Annotated in this window: 18 protein-coding genes; 8 read left to right on the top strand and 10 right to left on the bottom strand. The window is 64.4% G+C overall.

Going from position 1 to position 19,216, the window contains the following annotated elements; translation table 11 throughout:
- Window positions 1-2: 2 nt before the first annotated feature.
- Together rpsF and LRC39_RS15780 are read right to left on the bottom strand one after the other, a co-directional pair.
- Complete coding sequence (gene rpsF / locus LRC39_RS15785) at window positions 3-479, bottom strand: 30S ribosomal protein S6 (protein WP_107344945.1); 477 nt, start codon at window positions 477-479, stop codon at window positions 3-5.
- Between the two features lie 171 nt (window positions 480-650).
- On the bottom strand, window positions 651-2,000 hold the full coding sequence (locus LRC39_RS15780; RefSeq protein ID WP_346294911.1) for a GGDEF domain-containing protein: 1,350 nt from the start codon (window positions 1,998-2,000) through the stop codon (window positions 651-653).
- 265 nt (window positions 2,001-2,265) lie between these two features.
- Here LRC39_RS15780 and fabD point away from each other — a divergent pair, with 265 nt between their 5' ends.
- From fabD to gmk, 7 genes are all read left to right on the top strand, one after another.
- The gene (gene fabD / locus LRC39_RS15775; RefSeq protein WP_346294910.1) at window positions 2,266-3,225 is read left to right on the top strand and encodes an ACP S-malonyltransferase; all 960 of its coding nucleotides are present in this window, start codon (window positions 2,266-2,268) and stop codon (window positions 3,223-3,225) included.
- 19 nt (window positions 3,226-3,244) lie between these two features.
- Window positions 3,245-3,982: a 3-oxoacyl-[acyl-carrier-protein] reductase gene (gene fabG, locus LRC39_RS15770; RefSeq protein ID WP_107344942.1), complete on the top strand. Its 738-nt coding sequence runs from the start codon at window positions 3,245-3,247 to the stop codon at window positions 3,980-3,982.
- A gap of 303 nt (window positions 3,983-4,285) precedes the next feature.
- Window positions 4,286-4,525, top strand: a complete 240-nt coding sequence (locus tag LRC39_RS15765) for an acyl carrier protein (protein WP_002716125.1) — start codon at window positions 4,286-4,288, stop codon at window positions 4,523-4,525.
- 96 nt (window positions 4,526-4,621) lie between these two features.
- Window positions 4,622-5,887 (top strand): beta-ketoacyl-ACP synthase II, encoded by a 1,266-nt coding sequence (gene fabF, locus LRC39_RS15760; RefSeq protein WP_107356019.1) that lies wholly within the window; start codon window positions 4,622-4,624, stop codon window positions 5,885-5,887.
- 201 nt (window positions 5,888-6,088) lie between these two features.
- Window positions 6,089-7,345 carry an endolytic transglycosylase MltG gene (gene mltG, locus LRC39_RS15755; RefSeq protein ID WP_346294909.1) on the top strand — a complete coding sequence of 419 codons (1,257 nt, stop codon included), beginning with the start codon at window positions 6,089-6,091 and terminating at the stop codon, window positions 7,343-7,345.
- A 103-nt stretch (window positions 7,346-7,448) separates the two neighbouring features.
- Window positions 7,449-8,336: a YicC/YloC family endoribonuclease gene (locus tag LRC39_RS15750; RefSeq protein WP_107356018.1), complete on the top strand. Its 888-nt coding sequence runs from the start codon at window positions 7,449-7,451 to the stop codon at window positions 8,334-8,336.
- 2 nt (window positions 8,337-8,338) lie between these two features.
- Window positions 8,339-9,001: a guanylate kinase gene (gmk, locus tag LRC39_RS15745; RefSeq protein WP_346294908.1), complete on the top strand. Its 663-nt coding sequence runs from the start codon at window positions 8,339-8,341 to the stop codon at window positions 8,999-9,001.
- A 3-nt stretch (window positions 9,002-9,004) separates the two neighbouring features.
- Here the strand turns inward: gmk and LRC39_RS15740 are convergent, their stop codons facing one another.
- Window positions 9,005-9,988 carry a hypothetical protein gene (locus LRC39_RS15740; RefSeq protein ID WP_346297513.1) on the bottom strand — a complete coding sequence of 328 codons (984 nt, stop codon included), beginning with the start codon at window positions 9,986-9,988 and terminating at the stop codon, window positions 9,005-9,007.
- Between the two features lie 79 nt (window positions 9,989-10,067).
- On the opposite strand from LRC39_RS15740, the gene LRC39_RS15735 reads away from it, so the two are divergent.
- Window positions 10,068-10,277: a hypothetical protein gene (locus LRC39_RS15735; RefSeq protein WP_346294907.1), complete on the top strand. Its 210-nt coding sequence runs from the start codon at window positions 10,068-10,070 to the stop codon at window positions 10,275-10,277.
- 67 nt (window positions 10,278-10,344) lie between these two features.
- Here LRC39_RS15735 and LRC39_RS15730 read toward each other — a convergent pair whose 3' ends face one another.
- The 7 genes from LRC39_RS15730 to lptF form a co-directional block, all read right to left on the bottom strand.
- Window positions 10,345-11,403 (bottom strand): alcohol dehydrogenase, encoded by a 1,059-nt coding sequence (locus LRC39_RS15730; RefSeq protein ID WP_107356015.1) that lies wholly within the window; start codon window positions 11,401-11,403, stop codon window positions 10,345-10,347.
- A 16-nt stretch (window positions 11,404-11,419) separates the two neighbouring features.
- Entirely contained in the window at window positions 11,420-12,283 is an 864-nt protein-coding gene (gene rsmA / locus LRC39_RS15725) for a 16S rRNA (adenine(1518)-N(6)/adenine(1519)-N(6))-dimethyltransferase RsmA (RefSeq protein ID WP_263988778.1), read from the bottom strand.
- The gene (gene pdxA / locus LRC39_RS15720) at window positions 12,280-13,293 is read right to left on the bottom strand and encodes a 4-hydroxythreonine-4-phosphate dehydrogenase PdxA (protein ID WP_346294906.1); all 1,014 of its coding nucleotides are present in this window, start codon (window positions 13,291-13,293) and stop codon (window positions 12,280-12,282) included. Before pdxA ends, rsmA begins: the two co-directional genes overlap by 4 nt.
- A gap of 60 nt (window positions 13,294-13,353) precedes the next feature.
- On the bottom strand, window positions 13,354-14,280 hold the full coding sequence (locus LRC39_RS15715; RefSeq protein WP_264052558.1) for a SurA N-terminal domain-containing protein: 927 nt from the start codon (window positions 14,278-14,280) through the stop codon (window positions 13,354-13,356).
- Between the two features lie 77 nt (window positions 14,281-14,357).
- Window positions 14,358-16,865 (bottom strand): LPS-assembly protein LptD, encoded by a 2,508-nt coding sequence (locus LRC39_RS15710; RefSeq protein ID WP_199851743.1) that lies wholly within the window; start codon window positions 16,863-16,865, stop codon window positions 14,358-14,360.
- Between the two features lie 8 nt (window positions 16,866-16,873).
- Window positions 16,874-17,959 (bottom strand): LPS export ABC transporter permease LptG, encoded by a 1,086-nt coding sequence (lptG, locus tag LRC39_RS15705; protein WP_107346633.1) that lies wholly within the window; start codon window positions 17,957-17,959, stop codon window positions 16,874-16,876.
- A 13-nt stretch (window positions 17,960-17,972) separates the two neighbouring features.
- On the bottom strand, window positions 17,973-19,139 hold the full coding sequence (lptF, locus tag LRC39_RS15700) for an LPS export ABC transporter permease LptF (RefSeq protein ID WP_107344933.1): 1,167 nt from the start codon (window positions 19,137-19,139) through the stop codon (window positions 17,973-17,975).
- Window positions 19,140-19,216: the final 77 nt, after the last annotated feature.

Here is a 19,216-nt window from a genome sequence, read left to right as displayed (position 1 = left end):
GCTTACTCCTCGACTGCTGCTGCGGGGGCGTCGGCGTCTTCACGCGGACGGCGCGGACCACGATCGCCACGGAAACCGTCGCGGTCGCCACGGCCTTCGCGATCACCGCGGAAGCCACCCTCGCGGGGGCCACGGTCGTCGCGTTCGCGATCCCGATCGGCCTTGCGCATCATCGCCGAGGGGCCTTCCTCGTGTTCGTCGACGCGCACCGTCAGATAACGGATGACGTCTTCGTTGATCCGCTCCTGGCGCTCGATCTCGGCGACCACCGCGGCCGGGCCGTCGATGTTCAGCAGCACGAAATGCGCCTTGCGGTTCTTGTTCATGCGGTAGGTCAGGGAGCGCAGGCCCCACGACTCGGTCTTGGTGACCTTGCCGCCGAGACCTTCGATCACGCCGGTGATCTGGGTGGTGAGCTCTTCGACCTGCTGGGCGCTGGCATCCTGGCGCGCCAAAAAGACATGCTCATAAAGAGGCATGGTTGTCCTTTCTCGTGTTAGCGCAGAACCGGCGGCAAGCCCTTCGAACCCTTCGGAAAGGACTCGACTGCTCAGAAGGCGGAAGCACGGGACGACGAGCCGACTGGCCCTGCCGCATCAAAATCGCCAAGGGAGATAAAGCCCAGGGGAGATCATGGTGAGACCGTCCGTTCAGCTCCCGGCCGGGATCTGCGGATGCGCCGTTATACGGATTTCGGTCGCCTTGGCAAGGGACTGAAGCTGCCGTTTCGGCCATCGGTCGGCCGATTCCGCTGCCCGGCGTCTCGAGGGGGGAGCCAGGTTGGGGGTAGCGGGTGCGGGCGGTCGAGTGGCCGTGCCGCTAAGGCTGGATGCCACGAACCGGCCCTTTCCCTGACGTTTGGCCTGATACATGGCAATATCGGCGGCCCGCAGCAGGTCGTCCACCGTCGCGCCATCCTCTGGGAAGGTCGCGGCGCCGATGCTGACGCCGATGTCGAGCCGGCCGTGGCCCGCCAGTTCGAACGGCTCGGCAATCGCCGCGATGATTCGCTGCGCGACGGGAGCCGCACCGTCCGTCCGTGTTCCGGGCAGCAGCACCACGAATTCGTCGCCGCCGACGCGAAACACCTGATCTTGCTCGCGGACGCTGCTGCGGAGCCGCTCCGCGACCGAAACGAGCACGGCATCGCCGGCGGCATGACCGAACCGGTCGTTGGCGCTCTTAAAGCCGTCGAGGTCCAGACAGAACACGGTGAGCGGCTGATGGCCGGCCGCATCGGCCCCGCGCAGCAACCGTTCGAACCGCTGCCGCTTCAGCACCCGGTTGGGAAGCCCGGTGAGAGAATCGTAGTTGGCGAGACGGCGATTCTTCCGCTCGGAGAGAAACAGGTTGAGCAGCACCTCGTAATTCTCGAGCAGAACGAGAGCCATGCCCAGGCCCCAGATCGGAACGAGCAGTCCGACGATGTACATATAGGGCAGCGGCGACAGCACCATCGCCAAGCTGTAGGGCGTGCCGAGCAGATAGATCAGCGTAATTCCGTAGCGCGGCGTGCCCGAGTTTCGGGACGAGATCCCGCCCGCAAGGCCGGAGATGAAGATGCCCGCCATCAAAATCAGCAGCCACTCGCCGGAGATAGCGCAAAGCCCGCAACCAATTCCGTAGCAAATCGCCCAGGACATGCCGAGATAGAGCGGCAGCACCGCATTGCCGGGGCGACCGGCCGCTTCGTCGCGCTGCAATGCAGCAAGCGCGGAGTAGCGTGCCGCACCGAACCCGAGTTCGACCGCGAGCCAGACCATCGCCCAGATTGCACCGGTGGTGGCGGCGACCACCGCTGCCATCAGAGTTGTGGAGAAGATCGCCAGCACCAGCGTCCGCTTCCTGGTCTGTGTATGCAGCAGCAACTTGCGAACGATCGAGGCGGGCTGCGGCTGCGGGCCGCTGATCAGCCACGTGATGATCGGACCGGATGGGCCGATTGCGCGCAAAAAGCTCGCATTTGTCGAAGGCAAGTATCGTTCGCTGATCAATCGCATGAGGAATAATCGTCCGCTGTGCTGGTGATAGCGGTAGCCGGGAAAGCGTTGATGGGTTCCTTAAAGGTCGTACGCACCTTCCTGTACGGTAAATGCATTTCGCAGATGCCGGCCGTTCGACCCGGCGAGGCTTTGCCGAGACGATGACAACAACCCTGTGAGTCACAGGGCTGTTCGAAAGGATGTTAGACAGCAGTCAACTTGACACGACGGGGCCGGGCGGTGTCTTACGGCCCCGACTTCAGAGACAGGTTCAGGAATCCAGATGACCGCAGCATTCACTTTTCCGGGGCAGGGGTCCCAGGCCGTGGGCATGGGCAAGGCGCTCGCCGAAGCCTTCCCGGCGGCACGGGCGGTGTTCGACGAAGTCGATGCGGCGCTCGGCGAAAAGCTGACCTCGATCATCTGGGAAGGTCCGGCCGAAACGCTGCAGCTCACCGAGAACGCGCAGCCGGCGCTGATGGCGGTGTCGCTGGCGACGATGCGCGTGCTGGAGACCGAAGCCGGCGTGTCAGTCGGCAAGGATGCTGCCTTCGTCGCCGGTCATTCGCTCGGCGAATATTCCGCGCTGGCTGCGGCCGGCAGCCTGAGCGTGAGCGATACGGCGCGGCTGCTGCGGATCCGTGGTCAGGCAATGCAGAAGGCGGTGCCGGTCGGCGTCGGCGCGATGGCCGCGCTGCTCGGCCTCGATTACGACACCGCCGTTGCCGTGGCGGCCGAAGCCGCGCAGGGCCAGGTGTGCCAGGCCGCCAATGATAATGGCGGCGGACAGGTCGTCGTCTCCGGTCATAAGGACGCGGTGGAGCGCGCGGTCGAGTTCGCCAAGGGCAAGGGTGCCAAGCGCGCGATGCTGCTGCCGGTGTCCGCTCCGTTCCATTGTTCGCTGATGCAGCCGGCGGCCGAAGCCATGGCCGAGGCGCTTGCGGGCGTCACCATCAAGGCACCGGCGGCACCGCTGGTCGCCAACGTTCTGGCGTCGCCGATCACCGATCCGGATGAAATCCGCCGCCGTCTGGTCGAGCAGGTTACCGGGACCGTGCGCTGGCGCGAGTCGGTCGCCTTCATGGCGTCGCAGGGCGTGAACCAGTTTCTGGAAATCGGCGCCGGCAAGGTGCTGAGCGGCCTGGTGAAGCGGATCGCGGATGGCGCGACTGGTATTTCCGTAGGTGGCCCCAACGACATCGCGTCGGCCAAAGACGCGCTGGCGGCCGGACGCTCGGCATAAGCCGGCACAAGGAGGCGAGATGTTCGATCTGACAGGCAGAACCGCGCTGGTCACCGGCGCAACCGGCGGCATCGGCGGCGCGATCGCCCAGGCGCTGCACGGCCAGGGTGCCACCGTGGCGATCTCCGGCACGCGGCGCGAGGCGCTCGACGCGCTGGCCGGCAAGCTCGGCGAACGCGTGCATGTGCTGCCTTGCAATCTGTCGGATGCGGCGGACGTCGAGGCGCTGGTGCCGGCTGCGGCCGAGGCCATGGGCGGGCTCGACATCCTGGTATGTAACGCAGGTATCACCCGCGACAATCTGTTCGTGCAATTGCGCGACGAGGATTGGGACGAGGTGATCAAGGTCAACCTCACGGCGACCTTCCGGCTGACGCGTGCCGCCACCAAGCTGATGATGCGCAAGAAGTTCGGCCGCATCATCGCGATCACTTCGGTGGTCGGCGTCACCGGCAATCCGGGGCAGGGCAACTACACGGCCTCGAAGGCGGGCTTGATCGGCATGATCAAGACGATCGGCGCCGAATACGCCAAGCGCAACGTCACGGCGAACTGCATTGCGCCGGGCTTCATCGCGACGCCGATGACTGACGTTCTCAATGACAAGCAGCGCGAGGCGATTCTCGGCAAGGTGCCGGCCGGCCGGCTCGGCACGCCGGACGACATTGCGGCTGCGGCGGTTTATCTCAGTTCAAATGAGGCCGCCTACGTCACCGGTCAGACCATTCACGTCAACGGCGGGATGGCGATGATCTGACAGCAATCTGCGAGCTTGTGGCGGCGCACGCGGTCCCCCGCAGTCGCCGCGGGCTTGTGGTCAATGCATCGGAAGTATGATAACCGAACCACTGGCGGACAAGCAAAGAAGGCCATTGCAGGATGTCCAAACCCTGTATATTGGCGATGGGGAGCTTGCCGCCCGGGTGGTCGGCTTCGACCCGGGGACGGGGGCAAAATCAACACACTTCGCGATGCGACGGGAACTTAGCGAGTTGACGCACCACGATGGCTCGTATCGTCTGTCGGTCGGGTCGAAACGGAACAGCACGGGGTTAAATAGATGAGTGAGATTGGCGAGCGGGTTAAGAAGATCGTGGTCGAACACCTTGGTGTCGAACCCGAGAAAGTTGTCGATAGCGCCAGCTTCATCGACGATCTCGGCGCCGACAGCCTCGACACCGTCGAACTCGTGATGGCGTTCGAAGAAGAGTTCGGCTGCGAAATTCCGGACGATGCCGCCGAGACGATTCTCACCGTCGGCGACGCCACCAAGTTTCTCGAGAAGAACGCAAAGAGCTGACGCTCCGCGCGGTGTGATGGAAGCCGGACGGACCGCACAAAAGCGGTCCACCGGCTTCTTATTTTGCACCGCGCATTCTACGCCGGAGTGCTGGAGATGAGACGGGTTGTCGTCACGGGCCTTGGCATGGTGTCGCCGCTGGGCTGCGGCGTCGAACCAACCTGGAGCCGCGTGCTCGCCGGCGAAAGCGGCGCGCGCAAGATCGACGCGTTCGACGTGTCGGATATCGCCAGCCAGATCGCCTGCATCATTCCGCGTGGCGACGGTACCAACGGCACCTTCAATCCTGATCAATGGATGGAGCCGAAAGACCAGCGCAAGGTCGACGACTTCATCGTCTATGCGATGGCGGCGGCGCGTCAGGCGCTTGATGACGCCGGCTGGCGTCCCTCCACCGAAGAAGAGCGCTGCGCCTCGGGCGTGCTGATCGGCTCCGGCATCGGTGGTCTGCAGGGCATCGCCGAGACGGCGCTGCTGCTCGAGCAGCGCGGCCCGCGCAGGATCTCTCCGTTTTTCATTCCCGGCCGTCTGATCAATCTGGCATCGGGCTATGTCTCGATCGAATTCGGCCTCAAGGGCCCGAACCACGCGGTCGTCACCGCGTGCTCGACCGGCGCGCATGCGATCGGCGATGCGGCGCGGCTGATCGCGCTCGGTGACGCCGACGTGATGGTCGCAGGCGGCACCGAATCTCCGATCAGCCGTCTGGCGATGGCCGGCTTCGCCGCCGCGCGTGCGCTGTCGACCGGTTTCAACGATACGCCGACCAAGGCTTCGCGGCCGTATGACAAGGATCGCGACGGCTTCGTGATGGGCGAGGGCGCGGGCGTCGTCGTGCTGGAAGAGTACGAGCACGCCAAGGCGCGCGGCGCACGGATCTATGCCGAAGTGATCGGCTACGGTCTGTCGGGCGACGCACATCACATCACCGCGCCGAGCTCGGATGGTGACGGTGCGTTCCGTTGCATGAGCGCTGCGATCAAGCGCGGCGGCATCGCGGTGTCGGACATCGACTACATCAACGCGCACGGCACCTCGACGCCGCTCGGCGACGAGATCGAACTCGGTGCGGCGCAGCGTCTCCTGGGCAATGCGGCCTCGCGCGTGTCGATGTCGTCGACCAAGTCGTCGATCGGCCATCTGCTCGGCGCTGCCGGTGCCGTGGAAGCGATCTTCTGCGTGCTGGCGATTCGCGACAACGTCGCGCCGCCGACGATCAATCTCGACAATCCTTCGGTCGAGACCGCGATCGATCTGGTGCCGTGGAAGCCGCGGTCGCGCGAGATCAACGTTGCGTTGTCGAACTCTTTCGGGTTCGGTGGCACCAATGCGTCGCTGCTGTTGCAGCGCGTGCCGAACTAACGCGCGCGCCTTCATCCACCGTTTCGCCGCAATCGCTGCTAAACCCTACGCGGTCCGTTAGTTTCGGAGTATGATCGGTTGCAGCCCTCATCCGCCTGGATAGACTCCAGACCGGACATTGCATCGAAGTCGTGATCCCGAATGTCGCCGGTGCAGATTGCGCCGGCCCCAATGCGAGCCGACAGGATTCAGGTTGCACCGATGAGTGAAAGGCCGCCGATTTCGCCGAGAAGCCCGCGTGCGGCGCTCGAGCCGGAGCAGCTTCCGCCGCCGCCGAAGCGGTCCGATCATGCCCGCAATCCGCTGGTGATCATCGGCAATGCGATCATCACCTTCATCGTGGTTGTGATGGTCGGTGCCGGCGGCTTGTACGTGTATGGCAAGAACAAGCTTGAGGCACCGGGCCCGCTGGCGCAGGACAAGGTCGTCAACATCCCGCAGCGCGCCGGTCTCGACGACATCGCACAGATCCTGAAACGCGAAGGCGTGATCGAAGACGGGTGGCTGGTATTTGCCGGCGGTGTGATGGCGCTGCGCGCCCGCACTGAACTGAAGCCGGGTGAGTATCTGTTTCAGAAGAGCGCCAGCCTGCGCGACGTGATTGGAACCATCGTCGAAGGCAAGGTGGTTCAGCACGCGGTGACGATTCCCGAAGGACTGACTTCGGAGCAGATCGTCGAACGCCTGTCCGACAATCCGATCTTCACCGGCAGCATTCGGGAAATTCCGCGTGAAGGAACGTTGCTGCCCGAGACCTACAAGTTTCCCCGCGGCACGCCGCGCGAGCAGGTGATCCATCGTTTGCAGCAGGCGCAGAAGCGGGTGCTCAGCGAGATCTGGGAGCGTCGCAGTCAGGATCTGCCGATCAAGACGCCCGAGCAGCTGGTGACACTGGCGTCGCTGGTGGAGAAAGAGACCGGCAAGCCGGACGAGCGCACCCGCGTCGCCGCGGTGTTCGTCAATCGGCTGCAGAAGAAGATGCGGCTGCAGTCCGACCCGACGATCATCTACGGACTCGTCGGCGGCAAGGGCACTCTCGGCCGTCCGATCAAGCGCAGCGAGATCACGCAGCCGTCCCCGTACAACACCTATGTGATCGACGGATTGCCGCCGGGGCCGATCGCCAATCCGGGGCGCGCGTCGCTGGAAGCGGCCGCCAATCCGGCGCGCACCCGCGACCTGTACTTCGTTGCCGACGGCAGCGGTGGTCACGCCTTCAGCGACAATTACGAGGTGCACCAGAAGAACGTCGGCAAGCTGCGCGCCCAGGAAAAGCAGCTCCAGAACGACACTGTCGAGCCGCCGGAAGAAGCACCGCCGGCCGCAGCCGCTCCAGCTACCGAGCCGGCTGCAGATCCTGCCGCGGCGGCCGCGCCGGCGGGGGCGCCGAAGGCCGGCAAGAACGGCACGCAGAAGCGCCGCGCCCGCAACGCGACGCCGAACGGTGCGACCGAGTAACTTGCACGCGCCCGGCAGTTCACATCGCGGCGGAGTTTGCGTTAAGTTCCGCCGGCCGATACGCGGCGATTCTTAAACCTCGAAATCCGGAGACAGTGACGCGATGTCGTTATCGAGCATGACCGGATTTGCCCGCAGTCACGGTGCCAGCGGCCCCTACGTGTTCGAGTGGGAATTGAAGTCGGTGAACGCCAAGGGCTTCGATTTCCGGATGCGGCTGCCGCCCGGCTGGGACGATATCGAGCCGCCGGTCCGCAAGCGCGCCGCCGAGGTGCTGTCCCGCGGCACCGTCTACGCCAATCTCACCGTCAAGCGCGCCAACGCGGTCTCGGCCATCCAGATCAATCAGGATGTGCTCGCCTCGGTGTTGAAGGTTGCCAGTGAGATCGCCGGCAAAGTCGACGCCGTCGCGCCGAGCATCGATGGACTGCTCGGCATCAAGGGCGTCATCGAGGTGGTCGAACCCGAGGCCGACGAGGCCGAGGAGAAAGCCGCACGCGCCGCCGTCGAAACTGCATTCGGTGAAGCGCTGAAGAGCCTGATCGAGATGCGGAAGCGCGAGGGCGCGAGCCTCGGCGCGGTGCTGGCCCAACGTCTGGATGAGCTGGAAGCGCTCGCCAAGCAGGCCGAGGCGGCGCCTGGCCGCAAGCCCGATGCGATCAAGGCCCGCCTTGCCGAACAGATCGCGGCGCTGCTGGATACGTCCGACCGTTTCGACCCCGACCGGTTGCATCAGGAAGCCATCATGATGGCGACCAAAGCCGATATTCGGGAAGAGCTCGATCGCATTGCGTCCCATATCGCGCAGAGCCGCGAGATGCTCGCCAAGGGTGGCGCCGTCGGGCGCCGGCTCGATTTCCTCGCGCAGGAATTCAACCGCGAGGTCAACACCTGCTGCTCCAAGTCGATCGATCTGGAGCTGACCAATGCCGGACTGGCGATGAAGAACGTCGTCGAACAGTTCCGCGAGCAGGTTCAGAATCTGGAGTAATCATGAGCGACGGAGCGGCGGCCAGCTACAGCGGTGTCGAGCGGCGCGGGCTGATGTTCGTGCTGTCGTCGCCCTCCGGCGCCGGCAAGACGACGCTGTCGCGGATGCTGGTCGAGCAGATGCCGGGGCTGCAGATGTCGGTGTCGGCAACGACACGGCAGATGCGGCCCGGCGAGGTCGACGGCCGCGACTATTACTTCGTCGATCGGCCGAAATTCGACGAGATGGTCGGCGCCGGGGAATTCCTCGAATGGGCCAACGTGTTCGACAATCGCTATGGCACGCCGCGTGCGCCGGTCGAGGCCGCGCTCGCAGCCGGTCGCGATGTGTTGTTTGATATCGACTGGCAGGGCACGCAGCAGCTCCGCAGCCGCGCTGGAAGCGACGTTGTCAGCGTCTTCATCCTGCCTCCGTCCGTGCAAGCGCTGGAGCATCGGCTGCACACCCGCGCGCAGGATTCCCACGAGGTGATCCGCGGCCGGATGAAGAAAGCCGGCGACGAGATGAGCCATTTCGACGCCTACGATTACATCGTGGTCAACGACAATATCGGCGTTGCCTTCGAGTCCGTGCGCTCGATCCTGCGCGCCGAGCAGCTCAAGCGCGAGCGCCAAGTCGGATTGGATGCCTTCGTGCGCGGGATGCGCCAGCAGCTCGAAGGCTGACGATCACGCCGCAGAACGCTTCTGCGCCAGCGCCAGCAATTGTTCGATTTCGTCTGCTGCGGGCGGAGCCGGCTCCGCAACGGATCGGCTCGCCGTCTCCGATGGTGCCCGCGACTGAGCGCTGCTGAGTTCTGAGGCCCCGACCTCCGCCGCACCCGGCCGAATGCTGTCGTTGGCGATACGACGCTCGCGGGCCGCCTTGATCCAGGCTGGCGGTTCGATGTCATGCTCCGACGCCACGTGTTCGGCAGGCGGCGGTGTTGCCGGCTTGCGTCGCGGGGCATCGAGGTCGATCGGGCTCGACCGGAAGTCGTTGGCGTAAATATCGGTTGCAACCGGTTCGGTCCGGCCCGCCCAGAGGTCGGGACGTCCGCCGGGCTCACGCCGGACGATCGGCTCGCTGCGGCCGAATTTCATGAGTGCGGCCGCGATGCCGCCGGCGACCGCGAGGGCCGCGAGCAGGGCTCCGATCAGCGTGGCAAGTGTGCCCGCGCTCATCGATTCCTCGGTGATGGATGCCGGCGCCGACTTGGTCGCCTTTGCGGCCTTGCGCAGCTTGTCGGTGGCATCGGCATTGGCGGGAGCGCTACCGGCCGCTGAATCCGACCAGCGATCGTTCATCGAGGTGGGAGCGGGGGAGCTCGACGGCTCGGCCGCGGGGGCAGGCGTTGCCGCGGCTTGTGTCGCCTCCACGGGCGCTGTGAGCACCGGTGCGGGGAATGGCGAATTGGTCGTCGTCGGAGCGGCCGTCTGCGGCTGCTGCGGCGCTGCAAATTCGGCGCGGGCATCGGCAACGGAGGAGCGCAACGGAGCGGCACTCGATTGCGACGGCGCCGTTGGCTGCGTCATGCTCGGTGCTGCAGCGGACTTGGCTTTGGGCGATGGAGCTGGGCTAGTTGTTGCCGCTGCGGGGGCGCTCTCGGCAGTATCGGTCGCCTCGGGCGAGGTCGCTTCCGTGGGACTTGCCGCTGCCGATGCGCCGTCCACCTTGCGCAAGTACCAGCACTTTCGCTTGTTGGCGTGATCGGCCCGGTAGAACCAATGACTTCCGGCCGGGGTGGGCGCGTTGGGTGCCGACAAGCAGGTGTCGGCCTGCGCCGAGGACAAGGGGCTTGCTGTGATCGCAACGCTCGCGATCGCGCCGGCGCTCACGGCCAACAGCAGTTTCGCGGATCGGTTGTGCATGGCATTCCCCATTCTCACGCGGACAACGGAACTTCTGTTCGCCCGTTTTTTCCGCGACAAATGGGGTCGCAATATGCCGACAATCCGGTGAGGGTGAGACAATTCGGAGCCTGGCATTGCGGCTTTTGGAACCCGCAATGCCAGGGAGAAGGCGACGATTAGTTCGCCAGCATGATGCGTCCGACAACCTTGCCGGCGCGCAGCTGATCGATCCACTTCTGGGCGTCCTGCATCGGCTCTTCCTTCATCGGCGTCGGCTTGACCTTGCCCGCACGCGCGAGTGCCAGCAGCTCTTTGGTCTCTTCGAGCGTGCCGACCATGAAGCCTTCGACGGTCATGCGCTTGTAGATCCACTGCACCATCGGCAGGCTGAACTGGCCGCCCATCAGGCCGGACACCACTATCTTGCCGCCCCGCGCAACGGTGCTGACGGCGAAGTTCATCGACTTGTCGTTGCCGGCGAAATCCACCACGCCATCGAAGCCGCCATCGGTCTCCTTGAAGATGCGCTTGGCAACGTCGGGCTCCGATGGATCATAGGCAACGGCCGCACCGTTCTTCAGCGCGGCTTCGCGCGCTGCGGGGCTGAGATCGGCCACCGCGATCGGCTGCTTGAACATCGCCTGGGCCAGCGACAGCCCCATCATGCCGACGCCGCCCAATCCAATTAGCAGTAGATTGCGCTGACGCGGCCGGTCCACCAGACGCTTCAGGGCGCCATAGGCCGTGATACCAGAGCACATCAAAGTCGCCGCGACGTTGGTCGGCAGCGGGTCGTAGTCGAGCAGATACTTGGCGTCCGGTACCAGCACGTGGGTCGCGAAGCCACCGTCGATCGAGACGCCGAGAAAGCGGTTCTTGGCGCACAGGTTTTCGTCGCCGGCGAGGCAGTCACGGCATTTGCCGCAGCCGATCCAGGGAAACACCGCCTTCTTGGTGCCAATCAGCTCCTGCGGGGCATCGGGACCGACTTCGGCAACGACACCGGCGATCTCATGGCCCAGGGTGAAAGGCAGCGTCATGCCGCGTGTGGTATCAAGCTTTTTGCCGCCGCCGAGATCGGCGTAGCCGTCCTGAATATGCAGGTCGGAGTGGCACAGGCCGCAGCGCTCGATCTTCACCAGCACTTCGCGCCCCTGCGGCTTCGGCGCATCGATGATGGTCTCACACAGCGGGGCGTCGAATTTCACCAGAGACTGGCGACGCATTTGCGTCATGTCGGGTTTCTCCCTTTCAGGCTTGTGTTCTTATCGCGCGACTATTGGCCAATTCGTTCGCCATGGCAACAAAACCGGAGACGGGCACGGTCTCGGCACGCCGCGCCGGATCGATCCCGGCGGCCGCTGTGAGCTGTGCCGGATCGACGCCAAGCGATTTGAGGCTCTGACGCAGCATCTTGCGGCGTTGACCGAAAGCGGCGGCCGCGACTTGCTCAAGCGCTGCGCGATCGCACGGCTCCGGTTGCTGACGAGGCACCAGGCGCACCACCGAGGAGGTCACCTTCGGCGGCGGCACAAAGGCGGACGGCGAAATGTCGAACAGCATCTGCGTCTCGGCGCGCCAGTTCGCCAGCACCGCAAGTCGGCCATAGGCGTCGTCGTCGTGATCCGCGACGATGCGCTGCGCCACTTCGCGCTGAAACATCAGCACCATCATCTCGTACCACGGCGGCCATGGCTCGGCGCAGAGCCAGCCGATCAGCAACGGGGTGGCGATGTTGTAGGGCAGGTTGGCGACGATCCGGGCGCGGTCACCGTTCAGCAGCGGGCGCGGATCGAATTCCATGGCGTCGCCGCTGATGATTTCGAGGCGGCCAGGATAGTGCGCCGCGATTTCCTCCAGCGCACCGAGTGCGCGCTCATCTCGCTCGATCGCGATCACGCGTTTGGCGCCGGTCGCCAGCAGGGCGCGGGTGAGGCCGCCTGGACCGGGTCCGATCTCGACCACCGTGACACCCTCGAGCGGTCCGGCTGCTCGTGCGATGCGCGCCGTCAGATTGAGATCGAGCAGGAAGTTCTGGCCGAGCGATTTCCGCGCAGCGAGATCATGCCGCCGGATCACCTCGCGCAGCGGCGGCAAATCGTCGATCGCGCTCATGCAGTCTTGGCCGATGCCATTTGTGCGGCGAGCTTCAAGGCCGCGATCAGACTCGAGGGATTGGCGCGGCCGCTCCCGGCAATGTCGAACGCCGTGCCGTGATCGGGTGACGTCCGGATAAAGGGAAGACCAAGGGTGACGTTGACACCTTCATCAAACGCAATGGTCTTGATCGGGATCAGCGCCTGATCGTGATACATGCAGATCGCGCAGTCATAGGTCTTGCGTGCGGCCGCATGAAACATCGTGTCGGCCGGCAGCGGTCCCCGCGCGTCGATGCTTTCGCCCCGCAGCATCTCGACCGCAGGTGCCACCACGCTGCGGTCCTCATGCCCCAGCGCACCGTCTTCCCCGGCATGGGGATTGAGGCCGGCGAGGGCCAATCGGGGCTGCTTGATCCCCATGCGCTCGCGCAGATCTTTGACAACGATCCGTGCGGTGGACACGATCAGATCGGTGGTGAGTTGGGTGATCGCGTCGCGCAGCGAGACATGGATCGTCACCGGTACGACCGCAAGGGCAGGGCACCACAGCATCATCACCGGCTGCGGCACAATGCCGTCTCGCTTGGCGAGTTCGGCCAGAAACTCGGTGTGGCCGGGATGGTGGAAACCGGCTTGATACAGCACGCTCTTGGCAATCGGGTTGGTCACGACAGCGGCTGCGCGGCCGCTCCGAACGTCTGCCACGGCGTGCTCGATCGATGCGATGGCGGCCGGCGCGCTGGTGTCGTTCGGTTGGCCTGGCTGCGCGGTTGCGATGTGTCCCGTGGAGACGATTGGAAGGGCAGTGGCAAACGCAGCCGCGGCGTCTTCGGCTTTGACCTCGGCGAGTGGAACGTCGAGGCCAAGCATCGTGGCGCGGCGGGACAGACAGCCGGCATCACCAAGCAGGTAGAACGGCGGCAGTCCGTGTTGCTCGCGCTGCAGCCAGGCTGCCAGGGCGATGTCGGGGCCGATCCCTGCAGGCTCGCCGAGTGTCAGCGCCAGTGGTTTTGCCATTCCGGTCATGATCGACTCCGAGGCGCGGACCGCCGGCACTTGTGCCGCAAGGAAGCTCGCTGAAACGTCTCAGCGATACTCGATCATCGCGGCTTTGCGGACTTCCTGCAGATACTCTTTCGACTTCGCCTGGAATTTCTCGCCGAACAGCTTCTCACGAATTTCGCGCTTACGCGGCGTGTCGGCTGTCGACTGCTTGCGCTCGCACAGCGCCACCATCTCGATGCCCTGCTTGGTGGCTTCGGGCGGGGTGAGGTGGCCCACCGGCGTCTTGTCGAGGATATCGCGGAGGGCCGGCGGCAGATCGGCGGAGGTCTTCATCACGATGCCGCGGATCGCCGCATTCGGCATCGCTTTGAAGACGCGATCCGCCTCGGCGCAGCTCGAGATGCGGCCGCGAAGCTGCTCCGCTTCCTTGCGGCGGGATTCCAGTGACTCCGAACCCGAGCCGCGCGAAACGATCATCACCACGGGCCGGAGTTGATACTCGAAACTTTCGACGGCTTTGGAGTCGTCTCCGCCCTTGAGCTGGGCCTGAACTTCACGCTCGCTGACCTGGAGACTGTCCTTGAAGCGGCCACGCACCAGGCTCGCCCAGACCATTTCGGCCCTGATCCGCGACTTCAACGTATCCGGCCGAATGCCTTGAGCGGCCAGCATATTCGTCATCTGCGCGGTGCTCATCCGCATCCGCGACGCCATCGTGGAGAAAGAGGAGTCGATGTCGGAATCGCTGGGATTGACGCCGTACTTCTTGGCTTCCTTGATCTTGACCTTCTCGTCGATCAGATCCTCGAGAACCTGCTGCCGGCTGTCCGCTTTGTGCGACATCCGGTTCAGCTTCGAGCGCTGATCGATGTCGAAATTGGTGATCGGTTCGCCATTGACCATCACCACGACCGACTGCGCCTGGCCCTGCGTCGTTCCAAGACCCAGCGTCGCCGCCGCACAGCACAGCGCCAAGCCAATGATGCGAAGGGAAAGCTTGCTCGTCATGGGTCGCGTTTACCTCACAGCCGATCGGGTTCTGGGTGGTGGCGAGCCGGAAAACGTTCAGGCCCGCGCGGCGCGCGCTATTGGCCGAACATGCCGCTCGCTGCGCCAGACACACTCTGCTGCATCGCAAACATGCCGATGGTGCGGAGTCCGATCTGCACCATGACCGAGTGGTTGAGCGTCGGCGTCGTTCCGTAGTTGGCGTAGGAATAGCCGGTAACGTAGTTCAGCGCCAACACGAAGCAGTCGTCCACGTAACCGGCGCCGACGATGTATTGGTTGATCTTGTTGGCTTCAAGATCCCAGCGGGCGCCGCCCGAGACCACCCAATTGGATGCGATCTTGAGCGTTCCGGTTCCGAGAATGCCCTGACGACGTGTCAGGAAGCCGAGATCGGGCTGGGCGGCGTAGTTGCCGTAGATCATGCTCACCGACCAGCGATTGAAGCTGGCGCTGGCCTCGGCTTCGAACCGCTCGACGTTGAACGTCGCTTCGTTGAAGCGTGCGCGGGTCGTGAACTTGTAGGTCGAGTTCGGCGAGTACGACACCCGGCCGACATAGTCCGACTTCGGCTTAGCCAGACCGGAGTCGAGGCCGGTGTTGGTGGCGTCCGCCACCGCGAACGAGTTCAGGCCGAACAGCTGATAGGACTGGCCGAACAGCACGTTGACCGAGCCGCCCTGATCGAACTGCGTGGTTGCCTGGACGCCGACATTGGCGCGGCCGCCGCCTTCGACGCGGTCGTAGCCGGAGAACTTGTCGACGCTGAACAGATTGCTGGCGTCGAACACCATGGTCTGTGCGTCTTCGTTCGGCAGCTTGCCGGCGTAGGACTCGTTCGGGCGGATGATCACCTGCGCGATCGGCTCGATCGTGGTGGTGCCCCACGGCTGAACGTTGATGAACGGATAGCGATATTCCAGGCCGACGGTCGGCATCAGCCGCATCGCCTGCGTGTCGCCCGGCAGCAGATAGTTCGACACGCCCGGCTGGTTCGAAATCGAGGCATCGATCGCGTCGGCGCGCAGCGAAGCGAACGGGGTCCAGATCTGGCCGTACGGGTCGGTGAACGACCGCCGCCAGTCGGCCTGCGCGGTCAACCGGGTGTAGGTGCCGGGAACGCCGCGCAGCAGGCAGCTCGACGGCAGCCGCGCCGCCGGATCGGCCGACGTGTTGAGGCAGAGCCCCGTGGTGTTGGCGATGGTGGTGACCGGATCGAACTGCGCCGTCTGGCGGCTCAGGCTGGTCAGGTTGGTCTTGTAGCTGAACTCGCCGCCGAAGATGTTCTGATCGAGTGTCTTCGAATAGTCGAGCACCGGGTGCACGACCGGGATCTGGCCCTGAATATCCGCAGCGGCCCAACCGAGATAGTGGATCGCGCGAATGTCGAAATACGACCGGTTGCCGACGCCGGTCAGATAGATCTGCGACGTCGCCTCGGTCGATTGATTGAGGAACGTGCCCCAGCTGTCGCGATATTGCGCCAGCCGATAGTCCAGGAAGAACGCGCGATCGGACATCAGCACGCCTTCCCAGCCCCACACCCATTTGTCGTTGAGTGCGAACTGGCCTTTGGTATCGATTGCGCCGCGGAGGTCGCGGTTGCCGGGCGTGTTCGCTCCGAACGCGGCGGGGTCGGACTGGTTGATGCCGTAGGCGCGGACCTCGTAGGCACCGTCCAGCAGCCGCTGCCGGAACTCGCCCTGCATCAACACGCCTTGCTTGGTGGTGATGCGCGGGGTGATCGTGACGTCGTAGTCGGGCGCGAGCGCCCAATAGAACGGGATCTCGAAGCCCGAGCCGAACGTCGTGTTGCTTGTGTAGGCCGGCATCAGGAAGCCGGTCTTGCGCGCGACCGTCGGATCCGGGGTCGACAGATACGGCATGTAGGCCAGCGGGACGCCGAAGAACTCGATCCGAGCATCTTCGAAGTACAGCATCTTGTCGGTCTGGTCGTGGATGATCCGCGCACCCTTGACCTGCCACAGCGGGGGCTTTTTCGGATCGTCCTTACAGGGCGCGCACGCGGTGTACACGCCGTTCTGGAACACGTTGTAGTTGCCGCCGGTGCGGTCCGCGCGCGACGCCGCGATGCGGGTGTCCTGCGCCGTATCGACCCGCAGCGAGTCGACGAAGCCGTCGCGATAGTCGTCCGACAGATCGAGGAAATTGGCGTAGGTGATCTTGCCGTCCGCATCGGTCATGCGGACGTTGCCCTCGGCGCGCAGCCGCTTGGTGTCCTGGTCGTAGACCAGCCGATCAGCCTCGACGGTGGTGCCGTTGTAATACATCTGCACGTTGCCGACCGCGGCGACGCGCTTGTTGTTGTAGTCGTAATTCACCTCGCTGGCCTGAACCAGCATCTGGCCGTTGTTGGCGGCCGGCGGCGGAGGCGGCTTCGGCCGGGCAGGGCGCGGATTGTAGGTGTAGCCCTGAGCGGAGGCGGAATCGATCGCGACCGCCTGCATCCCGCCCGCAAGCGCGAGCACGGCAAACGGCGTCAGCAATACAGCCGTCACCACACGCTCGCGGCGCACCTTGGTGCGCCGACGCTTGGTCGACAGCTTTCCATGGAGGGCGGCCATCGCAGCCACTATCCGTCCTCCTGATAGAGCAAGGCTAGAAATCCAGCGAGACCGCCCACGCACACGGGCAACCACGCTGCAGCAAGCGGATGCATCAGTTCAGCCTTACTCAAATCCTCGGTCACTTTCGACAGGATATAGAGCAGAAAGCCTGCGGCCACGCCACTCAAAACCATCTTTTGCACGCCGCCGAAACGGAAGAATCGCAAGCTCACAGAAGCAGCTAGCATGACCATCGCGGCCAGCAAAAACGGCTTTGCCAGCAGCTTGTGATACTGCAGACGATAGCCAGCGGTCGCAAAACCGGAGTTTTCCGACGACTTGATGTAGGTCGGAAGTTGCCAAAAAGACACACTTTCGGGCGTGGCAAAACTGTTGCGGACCTGCGCGAGTGTGAGTGACGTCGGCAACTCAAGGGTGTCTTGATCTACCGGGGCACCGTTCATTGTATAACGGCGTACGTTTTTCAGCAGCCAATGCCCCGGTTCGAGCACCGCCTCCCGCGCCTCGATTCGGTCCTTGAACTGGAAGTCGGGTTCGAATCGAAACACCGTGATGCCGGTGAGCACCGCGCCTTGTTGCTGGCTGCGTGCGGCGTTGATGATCGCCTGTCCGTCAGGGCTGACCTGGTTCATCCAAAAGCCGTTGGCATCCTGCAGCCCGCCGGTGTTCTCACCGAACATTTCGGCTTCCATCTGCTTGGCGCGCTCCTGCATGTGCGCGGACAGCGGATTGAACACGGTGGTGGCAAAGATGCCGATCGCGATCGCGCTCCATAGGGCGGGCGAGATGAATTCCCAAGCCGAAAGCCCGGCAGCGCGCGCCACCACCAGTTCAAGGCTGCGCGACAACGCCAGGTAGCAGGTCATGCCGCCGATCAGGATGCAGAATGGCAGCAGGCGTTCGAGCAATTGCGGCACGCGGCAGAATGAGGCCTGCGCGACATAGAAAGCCGAGACGGCGAGGCCGCCGGCACGGCGCAGCAGATCGACATAGTCGACGAACACCAGCAGCACGAACAGCCCGAAGAAAACCCCGAGCGAGGCGATTACGAAGCGGCGGGCGAAGTAGCGTCCGAGCGTGTTGACGACCATCATGCGCCCCGCGTTACGCCGGCACCGGTCGCCGGATCAACCGGGCGATCGACGCATTGAAGGCGTTCAGGGCTTCAGTTACACGCGCCGGCGGTTCGATCACGACGTTGCGGTTGATCAGCCACAGGCACGTCCCGGTGGCGACGAACAGCAGCAGATACTGCAGGCCGGCGACGTAAGGCGTCTTGTTGGCGATCACCGACAACGCGAACCCGGCGAGTCGCACGACGAAAGCGACCAGCACCGCGCCGGCCATCGAGAAGTTGCGGCTCTGTCGGGTGGTCCGGGCCAGGCCGAGAAACGCGAAGGCGACCGCGGCGAAGAAGAACGGATAAATCGGCGCCAGCAACCGATCGTGCATTTCCGAGCGGAATTCGGTCGGCAGCCGCGCCAGCAGCGGATCGTTTTCCGCCGGCCACAACAGCTCCCACAGATAGCGTTCGCGAATGCCATAGGCGACGTCGCGGGCACGCGAGAACTTCGACATGTCGAAGGCGTAGCGGCTGAACGCCACCAACGCGGGCTCTTCCTTGCCGGTCTGGAAACGCTCGAGGTGGCCGTCTTCCAGCACCAGGAACGAGCCCTTGTCGTTTTTCACGACGGTGCCGTGGTCGGCAATGATGCTGATGCGCTCGTTGGGCGCGCGGGCGTCGTCGATGAACACGCCGACCAGCAGGCCGCCCGGCTGACGTTCGCGGACCCGGATCGTCAGCCCCTGTTCGAGCTGCGCGAACCGGCCGGGCTGCAGCACGTTGGCGAGCACGTCGGCGGTAATCTCGCTGTCCCACCGCGCGATCCGGCGAAGCCCATCGGGCGCGATATAGGCACCGATGATGATCACGAGCGCCGCCACCACCATGGTGGCGTAGAAGAACGGCCGGAACAGCCGAATCGGCGACAGGCCGGCGGCGTTCATCACGATGATTTCGGAATCGGTTGCCAGCCGGTTGAGGGTGTGGGCCACCGCGATCATCAGCGCGATCGGGGCGATCACCAGCACCAGCACCGGAACGGCGAGGCCAGTCAGCCCGAGAAAGGTGATGATGGTCTGGCCCTGGCTGGTCATCAAATCGATGCCGCGCAGCGCCTGGGTGATCCAGATCACACCCGTGAGGCTGCCCATCACGACCGCGAACGACACCAGCGTCGTGCGGAAGATATAGCGGTCGATGGAGCCCATCGCTCAGTACGATCCCCTCGAATCCGGATTCTATGGCCGCCCGGATTCATGATGAATCCTCCCCAGGGCGGAAAGCC

The organism is Rhodopseudomonas sp. P1, from assembly GCF_039642825.1.
Lineage (GTDB): Bacteria > Pseudomonadota > Alphaproteobacteria > Rhizobiales > Xanthobacteraceae > Rhodopseudomonas > Rhodopseudomonas palustris_H.
The sequence above is the reverse complement of the archived record's forward strand: the minus strand, read 5'-3'. Positions and strand labels throughout refer to the sequence as shown.